The sequence below is a fragment of the Leifsonia sp. Leaf336 genome (assembly GCF_001423695.1).
GTDB lineage: Bacteria > Actinomycetota > Actinomycetes > Actinomycetales > Microbacteriaceae > Leifsonia.
Window position 1 is genome coordinate 1,464,671 of the sequence record NZ_LMOZ01000001.1, and the last position, 13,202, is coordinate 1,477,872.

Sequence of the window (13,202 nt, forward strand, 5' to 3'; positions counted from 1 at the left end):
AAAGAACCTTGCCATGCGCCTCGTCTTCGCCGGCACGCCCGCCGTCGCCGTCCCCTCACTCACCGTCCTCGCCGAGCGTTTCGAGCTCGCCGCCGTCATCACGCGCGAGGACGCCCCGCTCGGCCGCAAGCGCGTGCTGACCCCGTCGCCTGTCGCGGAGGCGGCAGCCGAGCTCGACCTCCCTGTCATCAAGGCCAACCGGCTGGGGGACGGCGTCACCGAGCAGGTCGCCGACCTGCGTGCCGACCTCGGCGTCATCGTCGCGTACGGCGGTCTGGTGCGCGAGCCGCTGCTCTCCACTCCGCGGCTCGGATGGGTCAATCTGCATTTCTCGCTGCTTCCGCGCTGGCGGGGGGCCGCGCCGGTCCAGCGGGCCGTGATGGCCGGCGACACAGAGACCGGCGCTGCCGTCTTCCAGCTGGTCGCCGCGCTCGACGCCGGCGACGTCTTCGGGCAGCTGCAGCGGCCGATCCCGGCCGACGCGACGGCGGGAGAGCTGCTCGACTCCCTGGCGCAGGACGGGGCCGTGCTGCTCGCCGACACAGTGTCGGCGATCGCCGACGGCTCGGCCGTCGCGGTGCCGCAGAGCGGCGAGGCCGTGCTCGCGCCCAAGCTCACGATCGACGACGCTCGACTCGACCTGACCCTCCCGGTCGACGAGGTGTACGCGCGGCTGCGCGGCGTCACCCCGGAACCGGGCGCCTGGGTGCTGCTCGACGGCGAGCGGTTCAAGGTGCACGCGGCGCGCCCCACCGAGGGCCTGTCGTTGCCGCCCGGCGTGGTCGCCGACGTCGACGGACGCATCGAGGTCGGCACCGGCACCACACCGCTCGAGCTCGTCACCGTGCAGCCGGCGGGCAAACGCGCGATGGCGGCCGCCGACTGGTGGCGCGGCGCCGGCGGATCGGCGGTGCTCTCGTGAACGACCGCACCAGAGTCCAGCCCTCGCGCCGGGTCGCCTACGACGTGCTGTCCGCCGTGCGGGAGTCGGACGCCTACGCCAACCTTCTGCTGCCCGGCCGGATCGCGCGAGCGCGACTGTCGCCGGCCGACGCCGCCCTCGCGACGGAGCTGACTTACGGCACCCTGCGGATGCAGGGCTACTACGACCGCGTCATCGCCCGAGCCGCCGGTCGCACGGTCGACAAGATCGACCCGCCGCTGCTCGACGTGCTCCGGCTCGGAGCCCACCAGCTGCTGTCGACCCGCGTGCCGTCGCACGCGGCGGTCAACGAGTCCGTCGCGCTCGCGCGCCTGGTCGGCAGCCGGTCGGGAACGGGCTTCGTCAACGGTGTGCTGCGTGAGATCGGCCGCTCGACGCCCGACGAGTGGCGCGAGCGGGTGCTTGCGGGCGTGACGAACGAGGACGAGCGGCTCGCGGCGCTCACCTCCCACCCCGCCTGGATCGTGAGGGCGTTCCGTCGTTCCCTCGAAGCGGAGGGCCGCGAGACGGAGCTGGAGGCTCTGCTGGAGGCCGACAACACCGCACCGCGCGTCAACCTGGTCGCGCTGCCCGGTCTCGCCGAGCCTCCCAGCGGAGCGCGGCCGGACCGCTTCTCGCCCGTCGGCTTCACGGCGGGCGGGGGAGACCCGCAAGGGCTGGTGACCGAGGCGGAAGGCCGCCTGCGCGTGCAGGACGAGGGCTCGCAGCTCGCGGCGCTCGCCCTCACCCGCGCGCGGCCCATCGTGGAGGGCGAGCGTTGGCTCGATCTCTGCGCCGGACCGGGTGGCAAGGCGGCACTGCTCGCCGCGGAGGCGTTCGCGGGCGGGGCGAGCCTGGTCGCCAACGAGGTGATGCCCGCACGTGCCGAGCTGGTGCGCCGGGCGCTCGCCGCCGTCCCGCTCGATGTCCCGGTGTGGGAGCGCGACGGCGTGGACATCGGGCGGAGCGAGCCGCACGCTTTCGACCGCATCCTGCTCGACGCGCCGTGCACCGGCCTCGGCGCGCTGCGTCGCCGCCCGGAGGCGCGCTGGCGCAAGACGCCCCGCGACGTCGCCGAGCTGACCGGGCTGCAGGCGCGCCTGATCGACGCCGCAGTGGAGGCGCTCAAACCGGGAGGCGTCCTCGTCTACGTGACGTGCTCGCCCCACGTCGCGGAGACCCGCGCGGTGGTCGCGGACGCCCTCGACCGCCATCGCGGCGTCCTGAGCACGGCCGATAGCGCCGAGATCGTGCAATCGGTCGCGAACGAGCGACTCGATCTGGCGGGCGATCCCCAGCTGGTCCAGCTCTGGCCGCACCGCCATCTGACCGATGCCATGTTCATCGTGGTGCTCGAGAAGGCGGTCTCGTAACCGCTCGGCCGGTCCGGCCGAGCGGAGCGGACAGCGCCAATAGGCTGGTCGCATGGCGACGCGTATCAATCCGAGCATCCTGGCGGCCGACTTCGTGAACCTCGAGCGCGATCTCGGGAGAATCGCCACCGCGGACCTCGTGCACGTGGACGTCATGGACAACCACTTCGTTCCCAACCTCACGTTCGGCCCGCAGATGGCCGGTCGCATCCAGGACGTCAGCCCGATACCGCTCGATGTGCACCTGATGATCGACGACCCGGATCGCTGGGCTCCCGGCTATGCGGAGCTGGGCGCCTTCTCGGTGACGTTCCATGCGGAGGCCGCGGCCGATCCGGTGGGGCTCGCCCGCCGACTGCGTGCCATCGGCGCCCGAGCGGGCATCGCGCTCAAGCCGGGTACGCCGGTCGACGGCTACCTCGACCTGCTCGCCGAGTTCGACCAGGTGCTGGTGATGACCGTGGAGCCGGGATTCGGCGGTCAATCGTTCATGGTCGAGACGATGCCGAAGCTGCGTTCGCTCCGGGAGGCCGTCGAAGCGCGCGGTCTCGACGTCTGGCTGCAGGTCGACGGCGGCATCACCGAGGAGACGATCCTCACGGCCGCCGAGAACGGCGCCGACACGTTTGTCGCCGGCTCCAGCGTCTTCCGGGGAGAGCCCGCCGAGCGGATCGCCGCGCTACGGGCCGCCGTCGCGGGCCACGCGCACTGACGACGCCCCTACTCCGGCGCCGGAACCGGCTTCGCCGCGATGCGCGCGTGCACCGGGACGATGGCGAGCGCACCCACGGCGAGGATCGCGGCGGCGGCGAACACGTAGAAGCCTCCCGGGTAGGCGAGGCCTGCGGACACCAGGACCCCGGTGATCGCAGGGCCGACGATGGCGCCGAGACGGCCGATGCCGGCGGCGAAGCCGAGGGCGGTGCTCCGGATCTCGGGCGGATAGAGCTGGGTCACGAACGCGTAGACGAGCACCTGAGCCGAGAACACGAAGACGCCCGTGACGAAGACGGCGACGTACAGCATCGTGACGTTCTCCAACCGGACGCTGAGGAACGCGAGCAGCACGCCGGACAGCGCGAACCAGGTCATCGCGATGCGCTTGGTGCCCGAGCGGTCGGCGACGATGCCGGCGAGGATCAGTCCGGTCACGGCGCCCGCGTTCAGCACCAGCAGCAGGCCGAGCGAGTCGGTGGAGCCGTAGCCGGCGTCCCGCATCAGCTGCGGCAGCCAGGTGTTGAGGCCGTAGACCAGCAGGAGGCCCATGAACGACGCCACCCAGACCCCGATGCTGATCAGGAGGTACGGGCGCTCGACCAGCCGCCGCACGGTCGGCCGCGCGACGTCCTGCTGTCTGCGGCGCTCCTCGGGCAGCGCGAGCCGGATGAGCGGGACGGTGACGAGGCCCGCGATGCCGCCGATCGCGAACAGCACGCGCCAGTCGGGGATGACGGCGAGGGCGAGGAGCGCCGTCAGGACGGCGCCAGCGTGGTACCCGGTCATGGTCAGTGTCGTCGCCCTCCCCGCCCGCTCGCGCGGCATCAGGTCGGTGACGTACGCGATGGTGACGGGAAGGCACGCTCCCAGCGCCAGCCCGGCGAGCACGCGCAGGAGCGCGAACACGAAGATGTTCGGCGCGATCACGATCGCGAGCGTGAGCACAGAGAAGACCGTGACGCAGAGGAGGAGGCAGAGCCGCCTCCCGTAGCGGTCCGCGAGCGGCCCGACGGTGAGCGCGCCGACGCCGACGCCGACCAGACCCGCCGTGGCGACAGCGGTCGCGGCCGGTGCGTCGAACCCGAGCTCGCGCGTGCTCAGCAGCGTGGGGATGACCGTGCCGAGCACCACCAGGTCGAAGCCGTCGAGGGCGACGATCACCCAGCAGAGCAGCAGTGGCCAGGGTCGGGGGCGGGGCGTAGGTTCCATCGCGGACCTCCTTGTCGAATGGAATATGTCAGATGAGACCCGCCGACATTAGCACACCCGTTCGGCCATGCCTCGTGCTCGGCCGTCACGCGCGAGCGGGCTCCGCTCGGTGACTAGTACGCTGTAACGGTGAAAACCTTCGACGACCTCTTCGCCGAGCTCAGCGAGAAGGCCGAGGCCCGCCCGGACGGCTCCGGGACGGTTCGCGAGCTGGGCGCGGGCGTGCACGCCATCGGAAAGAAGATCGTGGAGGAGGCCGCCGAGGTCTGGATGGCCGCGGAGTACGAGTCCGACGAGGCCACCGCTGAGGAGATCTCCCAGCTGCTGTACCACCTGCAGGTGCTGCTGATTGCGAAGGGCCTCACCCCGGCCGACGTGTACCGACATCTGTGATGACCGCTCCCGGATCCCCGGATCCGTGCCTCCGTCCGTCACGTCACGAAAGTCACAACGCATGCTGAAGATTGCCGTCCCCAACAAGGGATCCCTCTCCGAGACCGCGGCGCAGATGCTCCTCGAAGCCGGCTACCACGGTCGCCGCGATCCCAAGGAGCTCATCGTCGCCGACCCGCGCAACGGCGTGGAGTTCTTCTACCTCCGCCCGCGCGACATCGCGACCTACGTGGGCTCCGGCGCGCTCGACGTCGGCATCACCGGCCGCGACCTCCTGCTCGACTCGAACTCGCCCGCCGCCGAGATCGCCGCGCTCGACTTCGCCGCGTCGACGTTCCGCTTCGCGGGACCGGCCGGGTCGTACGCCGACCTCGCCGATCTGGAGGGCAAGCGCGTCGCGACGAGCTACCCCGGGCTCGTCGGTCAGTTCCTCGCCGACAACGGCGTGGACGCCTCCCTCATCAAGCTGGACGGCGCCGTGGAGTCCGCCGTGCGTCTCGGCGTCGCCGATGCCGTGGCCGACGTGGTCGAAACCGGCACGACACTGCGCAAGCAGGGCCTGGAGATCTTCGGCCCGGTGATCCTCGAGTCGGAGGCCGTGCTCGTGTCGTCGCCGTCGCCCGCAGCCGGCGTCGACACCCTGCTGCGCCGGCTCCAGGGCGTGATGGTCGCGCGGCAGTACGTGCTGATCGACTACAACCTCCCTGTCGCGCTGCTCGACCGCGCCGTCGCCCTGACCCCGGGCGTCGAGTCGCCGACGGTATCGCCGCTCGGCGAGCCGGACTGGGTCGCCGTGCGGGTCATGATCAAGCGCGACAGCACCAACCAGGTCATGGACGAGCTCTACGAGCTGGGGGCGCGCGCGATCCTGGTCACCTCGATCCACGCGGCGCGGATCTGATGAGCGTCGCGGTCCGGGTCATCCCCTGTCTCGACGTGGCCGCCGGACGCGTCGTGAAGGGCGTCAACTTCCAGAACCTCCGCGACCAGGGCGATCCCGTGGAGCTCGCTCGCCGGTACTTCGAGCAGGGTGCAGACGAGCTGACCTTCCTCGACGTCACGGCGACGGTCGACGACCGCTCGACGACCTACGACGTGGTGCGCGCCACCGCGGAGCAGGTCTTCATCCCGCTCACCGTCGGCGGCGGCGTGCGCAGCACGGAGGACGTCGCGAAGCTGCTCGGCAGCGGCGCAGACAAGGTGGGCGTCAACTCCGCGGCGATCGCGCGGCCCGAGCTGGTCGGCGAGATCGCCGAGCGTTTCGGCGCCCAGGTGCTCGTGCTCTCGCTCGACGTCAAGCGCTCGGCCGGAACGGCCTCCGGCTTCGTGGTGACGACGCACGGCGGCCGTACGGAGACCGGGATCGACGCCCTGGAGTGGGCGGAGCGCGCGATCGAGCTGGGCGCAGGGGAGTTGCTGGTCAACTCCATCGACGCTGACGGCACGAAGGAAGGCTTCGACCTGGACCTCATCCGCGAGATGCGCGCGATCAGCCGGGTGCCGGTCATCGCCTCGGGAGGCGCGGGCGCCGTCACCGATTTCGTCCCGGCGATCGATGCCGGCGCCGACGCGGTGCTGGCGGCGAGCGTGTTCCACTCGGGCGAGATGAGCATCGGCGATGTGAAGGACGAGCTGCGACGAGCAGGTCTGGAGGTGCGTTCATGACCGCGATCGACGACGTGATCGGACGGATCCGGTTCACCGACGCGGGGCTGGTCCCCGCCGTGATCCAGCAGTGGGACTCTCGCGAGGTGCTCATGATGGGCTGGATGGACGCCGAGGCGGTGCGCCGCACCCTCAGCGAGGGCCGCGTCACGTTCTGGTCGCGCTCGCGCCGGGAGTACTGGCGCAAGGGCGACACCTCCGGCCACGTGCAGTACGTCAAGGGCGCGGCACTGGACTGCGACGGCGACACGCTGCTCGTGACCGTCGAGCAGATCGGTGCGGCGTGCCACACCGGCACGCGCACGTGCTTCGACGCGGACGTGCTGGACCCGGTGGTGGCCGACGCCGAGAGCGCACAGCTCGCCGCCGAGATGGGATCGGACCTGTGATCGCCACTGCAGGCGGCACGACCGGGCGCGAGGAGTTCGCGGCGCTCGCCGCCGAGCATCGTGTGGTCCCGGTGGTCCGCGAGCTGTTCGCCGACGGGGAGACGCCCGTCGGCATCTACCGCAAGCTCGCGGCGGGCCGGCCGGGCACCTTCCTGCTCGAGTCCGCCGAGCAGGGCGGCATCTGGTCGCGCTTCTCGTTCGTGGGCGCCGCCTCGTTCGGCATGCTGACCCAGGACGGCGACGAGGTCCGCTGGCTCGACTACGGGCTCTCGGCTCAGCGCGCGCTGGGCGATGAGGCCTCCGGAACCCCGCTCGACGCCCTCGCGGCTCTGCACGAGCGTTGGAGCACTCCACGGATCCCTGGCCTACCTCCGCTGACCGGCGGGCTGGTCGGCTTCATCGGCTGGGAGGCGGTCCGCCAGCTCGAGCGGCTGCCGCAGCGTCCGCCGGCCGACTACGACATCCCGGGTCAGGCGATGGCGTTCGTCGCCGATCTGGTCGTGATCGACCACCGCTCCGGCACCGTCAAGCTGATCGCCAACGCTCTGGCCGACGGCGAGCACGACGTCGACGCGCTCTGGAGCGACGCCCAGCAGCGTCTCGACCGCATGCAGACCGAGCTCGCCCGGCCGTCGGAGGCCTGGCTCGCCGAGGTGGACCTCACCGCCGTCGGCAGTCCGGTGTCGCGCACGCTCGAGGAGGACTTCCTCGCGTCGGTCGAGACCGCCAAGCGGCGGATCGTCGACGGGGACATCTTCCAGGTCGTGATCTCGCAGCGCTTCGAGCTCGAGTGCAGGGCCTCCGCTCTCGATGTCTACCGGGTGCTGCGCTCGCTCAATCCGAGCCCGTATATGTACCTGCTGTCGCTGGAGCGCCCGGACGGTCAGCCGTACCAGATCGTGGGGTCCTCGCCCGAGGCGCTGGTCAAGGTGCAGGAGGGGCGTGCGTTCACGCACCCCATCGCCGGCTCGCGCCCGCGTGGTGCGACGCCGGAGGAGGACCTCGAGCTGGAGGCCTCGCTGCTGTCCGACGACAAGGAGCGGGCCGAGCACCTCATGCTCGTCGACCTCGCCCGCAACGACCTGCTCAAGGTGTGCGCGGCGGGCAGCGTCGAGGTGACGGAGTTCATGCGCGTCGAGCGCTTCAGCCACATCATGCACATCGTCTCGTCGGTGGAGGGCGACCTCCTGCCCGAGTCCGGTGCGATCGACGTCTTCCGCGCGACCTTCCCGGCCGGAACGCTCTCGGGCGCGCCCAAGCCGATGGCCCTGCGGATCATCGACGAGCTCGAGCCGGCGCAGCGCGGCGTGTACGGCGGGGTGATCGGCTACTTCGACTTCGCCGGAGACGCCGACCTCGCCATCGCGATCCGCACGGCCACGATCATGGACGGCGTGGCCCGGGTGCAGGCCGGAGGCGGCCTGGTCGCCGACTCGGTGCCGATCCTGGAGTTCCAGGAGTCGCAGAACAAGGCGGCGGCGCCGCTGCGGGCGGTCGCCGTCGCCAACGGCATGAGACGGGTGCAGGGTGCGCGCTGAGAACCGCCGCGTCAAGTACCTGACGCTCCTCGCACTGGTCGTGGGGAGCGGTCTCGGGCTGCTCTCGGCCACCCAGACCTGGTTCGTCATCGACGTGAAGGACGTCGCGAACCACGCGGGCACCGTCACCGTCGCCGGATCGGCCGCGGCTCCCGCCCTCACCGCCCTCTCGCTGGCCGGGCTCGCGCTGACGGCGGCGCTCGCCATCGCCGGTCCGGCCTTCCGCGTCGTGCTGTCGATCCTCGGCATCCTGCTCGGCGTCTCGATCGTGTTCTCGGCCGTCTCGGTCGTGGGCGACCCGCTGCGAGCCGCAGGCGGGGCGATCACCTCGGCGACGGGGGTCGCGGGGGAGGCATCCCTGCGCAAGCTCGTGGAGAGCACGACGACCGAGTTCTGGCCGTGGCTCGCAGTGGTCGGCGGGGTGCTCGTCGCTCTCGCGGGCATCCTGGCCATCGTCTTCGTGCGCGCGTGGCCCGGCCCGTCGCGGAGGTACCAGGCGCGGTTCGCCGGCGAGGACGGCCGCTCGGCCGAGGAGGCCGTCGCCGGGCTCTCCGAGGGCGACGACGAGGCGGCCGGCGGCATCGCCGACGACGATCAGGAGGCGCGCGAGGCGGCCGAGGCCGACACGCCCGACACCCCCACCGCGCTCGACAGGGACACGGCGATCGACAGCTGGGACGAGCTGAGCCGCGGCGACGATCCCACGCGGTGAGCCACTAGACTGGTTCCCGATCCACCAACCGTGCGCCGCCCCTGCCTGATGAGCGGGCGCAGGCGCACCCGACGTGCAGGAGTCCCATGAGCACCGAGTCAGTCGAGCCAGGCCACGGTCATTCGCCGGCGGCGTGGACGGCCGTGATCATCATGCTGATCGCCTTCACCATCGGAGCCGTCGCGTTCTTCTTCGACGCTCCGATCATCGTGTGGCTGTCTGCTGGTCTCGCCGTGATCGGACTGATCGTGGGCTGGATCATGAAGCGCGCGGGCTACGGAGTGGGCGGCTCCAAGTACCAGCCGAAGGGCCACTAACCCGTGCTCGCCGACCTCGTCGCCGGCGCGCTGGAGGATGCGGAGCGGCGACGCTCTGAGCGCCCGCTCGCCGTGGTCGAAGCGGCTGCGGCCGCCCGAGAGCCCGCCATCGACGCGCTAGCCGCGCTGGCTCCGGCCGATCGTGTGAAGATCATCGCCGAGGTCAAGCGTGCGAGCCCCTCGCGCGGCGACCTCGCCGCGATCCCCGACCCGGCCGCCCTGGCCTCCCTCTACGAGACCGGTGGCGCGAGCGCCATCAGCGTCCTCACGGAGGAGCGCCGCTTCAAGGGGTCGCTCGCCGACCTCGAGGCTGTGCGCGCTGCCGTGTCGCTGCCCGTGCTGCGCAAGGAGTTCGTCGCCGATCCGTACCAGGTGCTCGAGGCACGTGCGGCCGGCGCCGATCTGGTGCTGCTGATCGTCGCAGCCCTCGACCAGCCCCGTCTGGTCGAGCTGCACGGCCTGATCTCCGACCTGGGCATGACCGCTCTGGTGGAGGCGCACACCGAGGAGGAGCTGAGCCGCGCGTTCGACACCGGCGCGCAGCTGGTGGGCGTGAACGCGCGCAACCTCTCCACGTTCGAGCTGGATCGGGACCTGTTCGGCCGGCTGGCCGACCGCTACCCGTCCGGCGTCATCCGCGTGGCGGAGTCGGCCGTGAAGTCGGCCGCCGATGTCGCGCACTACCGGGCGGCGGGCGCGGATGTCGTGCTCGTCGGCGAGGCGCTCGTCACGAGCGACCCCGTCGCCACGCTCGGCGAGTTCCTGGGAGCCTGATGTCCCTTCGTTCTGAACACGGACCCTACTTCGGCGAGTTCGGCGGGCGATTCGTGCCCGAATCCCTCGTCGCCGCCCTCGACGAGCTGACGATCGCGTGGGAGGAGGCCAAAGCCGATCCCGCATACCACGCCGAGCTCGACGAGCTGCACCGCAGCTACACCGGCCGCCCGAGCATCATCACGGAGGTGCCACGGTTCGCGCAGCACGCCGGAGGCGCCCGCGTCATCCTCAAGCGCGAAGACCTCAACCACACCGGCTCGCACAAGATCAACAACGTGCTCGGCCAGGCGATCCTCACCAAGCGCATCGGCAAGACGCGCGTGATCGCCGAGACGGGCGCCGGCCAGCACGGCGTCGCCACGGCGACCGCGGCCGCTCTGTTCGGACTCGAGTGCACCATCTACATGGGCGAGGTCGACACCGAGCGCCAGGCGCTGAACGTCGCCAGGATGCGGCTGCTCGGTGCGGAGGTCGTCGCGGTCAAGACCGGCTCGCGCACCCTGAAAGACGCCATCAACGACGCGATGCGCGACTGGGTCACCAACGTCGAGAACACCAACTACATCTTCGGCACGGTCGCGGGTCCGCACCCGTTCCCCGAAATGGTGCGCGACCTCCAGAAGATCATCGGCGAGGAGGCCCGCGAGCAGGTCCTGGCACTCACCGGGCGCCTTCCCGACGCGGTCGCGGCCTGCGTCGGCGGCGGCTCCAACGCCATGGGCATCTTCCACGCGTTCCTCGACGACGAAGACGTGCGTCTCGTCGGCTTCGAGGCCGGGGGAGAGGGCGCCGAGACCCTGCGCCACGCGGCGACCATCACCAAGGGCCGACCCGGCGTCCTGCACGGCGCCCGCAGCATGCTGCTGCAAGACGAAGACGGCCAGACGATCGAGTCGCACTCGATCTCGGCGGGTCTCGACTATCCAGGCGTCGGCCCCGAGCACGCCTGGCTCGCGAAGATCGGCCGCGCGGAGTACCGCCCGGTGTCCGACGCCGAGGCGATGGAGGCCCTTCGCCTGCTCAGCCGCACCGAGGGCATCATCCCGGCGATCGAGTCGGCGCACGCCCTCGCAGGCGCCCTCGAGCTCGGCAAGCAGGTGGGTCCCGACGGCATCGTGCTCGTGAACCTCAGCGGCCGCGGCGACAAAGACATGGAGACCGCCGGACGCTACTTCGGCCTGATCGACGAAGGAGCCGTGCAGTCGTGAGCCGTGTGGCAGACACCATCGCGCAGCGCAACGCGGACGCGGGCGGCGCCCTGGTCGGCTACCTGCCGGCGGGCTTCCCCGACCTGCAGACGAGCATCGACGCGGCCGTGGCCCTCGCCGAGAACGGCGTCGATGTCATCGAGCTCGGCCTGCCGTACTCCGACCCGGTCATGGACGGCGCGGTGATCCAGGCGGCGACGCAGCAGGCCCTCTCGAACGGCTTCCGTCTGCGCGACGGCTTCACGGCCGTGCGCGAGATCACGCAGCGCATCGACATCCCGGTGCTCGTCATGACGTACTGGAACCCCGTGCTCCAGTACGGCGTCGACCGCTTCGCCGACGACCTGGTCGCGGCGGGAGGGGCGGGGCTCATCACGCCCGACCTCATCCCCGACGAGGGCGCCGATTGGCTGGCCGCCTCCGACCGCACCGGCCTCGACCGGGTGTTCCTGGCCGCTCCTTCGTCGACCGACGCCCGCCTGCACACGACCGTCGAGAGCAGCCGCGGGTTCGTCTACGCCGTCTCCACCATGGGCATCACCGGCGCCCGCAGCGACGTCGACTCCGCGGCGCGCGCACTCGTCTCCCGTCTGCGCGACGCCGGCGCGACGAGCACCTGCGTCGGCCTCGGCATCTCGACCTCCGCTCAGGTGGCGGAGGTCCTCGAGTACGCCGACGGCGCGATCGTCGGGTCCGCTCTCGTCAAGGCTCTCGCCGACGGCGGCGTCGCCGGGGCCGGCCGCGTCGCGGCCGAGCTCGCCACGGGCACCGCGCGGCAGGGCGCGTCGGCCTGAGGCCTCCGCCGTCTCCCCGCGAGTCGGTCACAGCACAGACCTGCACTTAGACTGGAGGCCGTGCGCCGTTCGGCGCCGGACTCCATAGGACACGAAAGGTAGTCATCGCGTGGTCGCGACGATGAGCAGCTGGGTCACCAGCATCCCGAGCCCGGGGCCCGAATGGCAGCAAATCCCGATCGACATCTTCGGGCTGCACTGGCGTATCCAGACCTACGCGATCATGATCCTGATCGGCATCGTGGTCGCGGCCCTCTGGACCTCCCGCCGCCTCACCAAGCGCGGCGCCGAGCCCGGCGTGATCCTCGACATCCTGCTGTGGGCCGTCGTGCTCGGCATCATCGGTGCCCGCCTCTACCACGTGTTCACGCACCCGTCCGACTACTTCTACGCCGGCGCGAACCCCTGGAACGTGTTCGCGATCTGGGAGGGCGGCAACGCCATCTTCGGCTCGCTGATCGGCGGCGCCATCGGCATCTGGATCGCCTGCCGCATCAGCGGCCTGCGGTTCTGGAGCGTCGCCGACGCCCTCGCGCCCGCACTGCTGCTCGCGCAGGCCATCGGCCGGCTCGGCAACTACTTCAACCAGGAGCTCTTCGGCCTGCCGACCAACCTGCCGTGGGGCCTCCAGATCGACGCGGGCAACAAGGCGATCCCGGTCGGCCTGCCCGACAACACGCTGTTCCAGCCGCTGTTCCTCTACGAGATCATCTGGAACGTCATCGGCGTGGTCGTCATCCTGTTCCTGGAGCGCAAGTTCCGCCTCCAGTGGGGCAAGACGCTGGCCGTCTACCTCATCTGGTACGGCCTCGGCCGGTCCTACCTGGAGTCCATCCGCATCGACCCGAGCGAGTTCTCGTTGCTCGGCATCCCGAGCAACGTCTGGGCCGCGTTCCTCGCCGTCGTGCTCGGAATCGTGATCTTCATCGTGCAGTCCCGCCGGCACACCGGACTGGAGCCGAGCGTCTACCGACCGGGTCGTGAATGGGTTCGCCCCGATGCTGAGGTAGACTCTGACGACACGGACTCGGATGACGAGGACTTCGTCGATGGCGACGGGGAGCCCACCGCGTCCGCAGGAGCCAAGGCCACAAGCCCATCGAACGGATGATCTCCGTCGGCTCATGACAAAACGGCTACATCACACACCCGTCGAGGCGATCCCGTAACCATCTTCTGACCGCACGG

The 13,202-nt window shown here is 70.9% G+C and carries 15 protein-coding genes; 14 read left to right on the top strand and 1 reads right to left on the bottom strand.

Annotated elements, in window-relative coordinates:
- Positions 1-13: 13 nt before the first annotated feature.
- The 3 genes from fmt to rpe are packed head-to-tail and all read left to right on the top strand — an operon-like array spanning position 14 to position 3,007.
- Complete coding sequence (fmt, locus tag ASF88_RS07090; RefSeq protein WP_055915887.1) at positions 14-922, top strand: methionyl-tRNA formyltransferase; 909 nt, start codon at positions 14-16, stop codon at positions 920-922.
- Positions 919-2,295 (top strand): RsmB/NOP family class I SAM-dependent RNA methyltransferase, encoded by a 1,377-nt coding sequence (locus tag ASF88_RS07095; RefSeq protein WP_055916829.1) that lies wholly within the window; start codon positions 919-921, stop codon positions 2,293-2,295. Before fmt ends, ASF88_RS07095 begins: the two co-directional genes overlap by 4 nt.
- A 52-nt stretch (positions 2,296-2,347) precedes the next feature.
- The gene (gene rpe / locus ASF88_RS07100) at positions 2,348-3,007 is read left to right on the top strand and encodes a ribulose-phosphate 3-epimerase (RefSeq protein ID WP_055915888.1); all 660 of its coding nucleotides are present in this window, start codon (positions 2,348-2,350) and stop codon (positions 3,005-3,007) included.
- 8 nt (positions 3,008-3,015) lie between these two features.
- On the opposite strand, the gene ASF88_RS07105 is transcribed toward rpe, so the two are convergent.
- Positions 3,016-4,221: an MFS transporter gene (locus ASF88_RS07105; RefSeq protein ID WP_055915889.1), complete on the bottom strand. Its 1,206-nt coding sequence runs from the start codon at positions 4,219-4,221 to the stop codon at positions 3,016-3,018.
- A 129-nt stretch (positions 4,222-4,350) separates the two neighbouring features.
- Between ASF88_RS07105 and ASF88_RS07110 the strand changes: the two genes are divergently transcribed.
- The 11 genes from ASF88_RS07110 to lgt all read left to right on the top strand — a co-directional run bounded on the left by ASF88_RS07110 (position 4,351) and on the right by lgt (position 13,125).
- Positions 4,351-4,614, top strand: a complete 264-nt coding sequence (locus ASF88_RS07110; RefSeq protein WP_055915890.1) for a phosphoribosyl-ATP diphosphatase — start codon at positions 4,351-4,353, stop codon at positions 4,612-4,614.
- Positions 4,615-4,675: 61 nt separating this feature from the next.
- Complete coding sequence (gene hisG, locus ASF88_RS07115) at positions 4,676-5,515, top strand: ATP phosphoribosyltransferase (protein WP_055915892.1); 840 nt, start codon at positions 4,676-4,678, stop codon at positions 5,513-5,515.
- Positions 5,515-6,279 (top strand): imidazole glycerol phosphate synthase subunit HisF, encoded by a 765-nt coding sequence (gene hisF, locus ASF88_RS07120; RefSeq protein ID WP_055915894.1) that lies wholly within the window; start codon positions 5,515-5,517, stop codon positions 6,277-6,279. The genes hisG and hisF overlap by 1 nt, the downstream gene beginning before the upstream one ends.
- Positions 6,276-6,668 (top strand): phosphoribosyl-AMP cyclohydrolase, encoded by a 393-nt coding sequence (gene hisI / locus ASF88_RS07125; protein ID WP_055915896.1) that lies wholly within the window; start codon positions 6,276-6,278, stop codon positions 6,666-6,668. Before hisF ends, hisI begins: the two co-directional genes overlap by 4 nt.
- The gene (locus ASF88_RS07130; RefSeq protein WP_055915899.1) at positions 6,665-8,206 is read left to right on the top strand and encodes an anthranilate synthase component I; all 1,542 of its coding nucleotides are present in this window, start codon (positions 6,665-6,667) and stop codon (positions 8,204-8,206) included. The genes hisI and ASF88_RS07130 overlap by 4 nt, the downstream gene beginning before the upstream one ends.
- A complete protein-coding gene (locus ASF88_RS07135; protein ID WP_055915900.1) occupies positions 8,196-8,918 on the top strand; it encodes a Trp biosynthesis-associated membrane protein in 723 nt (240 codons plus the stop codon). The genes ASF88_RS07130 and ASF88_RS07135 overlap by 11 nt, the downstream gene beginning before the upstream one ends.
- A gap of 86 nt (positions 8,919-9,004) precedes the next feature.
- Complete coding sequence (locus ASF88_RS07140) at positions 9,005-9,235, top strand: DUF6704 family protein (RefSeq protein WP_055915902.1); 231 nt, start codon at positions 9,005-9,007, stop codon at positions 9,233-9,235.
- A 3-nt stretch (positions 9,236-9,238) separates the two neighbouring features.
- The gene (gene trpC / locus ASF88_RS07145) at positions 9,239-10,009 is read left to right on the top strand and encodes an indole-3-glycerol phosphate synthase TrpC (RefSeq protein WP_055915904.1); all 771 of its coding nucleotides are present in this window, start codon (positions 9,239-9,241) and stop codon (positions 10,007-10,009) included.
- The gene (trpB, locus tag ASF88_RS07150; RefSeq protein ID WP_055915906.1) at positions 10,009-11,220 is read left to right on the top strand and encodes a tryptophan synthase subunit beta; all 1,212 of its coding nucleotides are present in this window, start codon (positions 10,009-10,011) and stop codon (positions 11,218-11,220) included. The genes trpC and trpB overlap by 1 nt, the downstream gene beginning before the upstream one ends.
- Entirely contained in the window at positions 11,217-12,014 is a 798-nt protein-coding gene (trpA, locus tag ASF88_RS07155; RefSeq protein ID WP_055915908.1) for a tryptophan synthase subunit alpha, read from the top strand. The genes trpB and trpA overlap by 4 nt, the downstream gene beginning before the upstream one ends.
- 121 nt (positions 12,015-12,135) lie before the next feature.
- Positions 12,136-13,125, top strand: a complete 990-nt coding sequence (gene lgt / locus ASF88_RS07160) for a prolipoprotein diacylglyceryl transferase (protein WP_055916832.1) — start codon at positions 12,136-12,138, stop codon at positions 13,123-13,125.
- Positions 13,126-13,202: the final 77 nt, after the last annotated feature.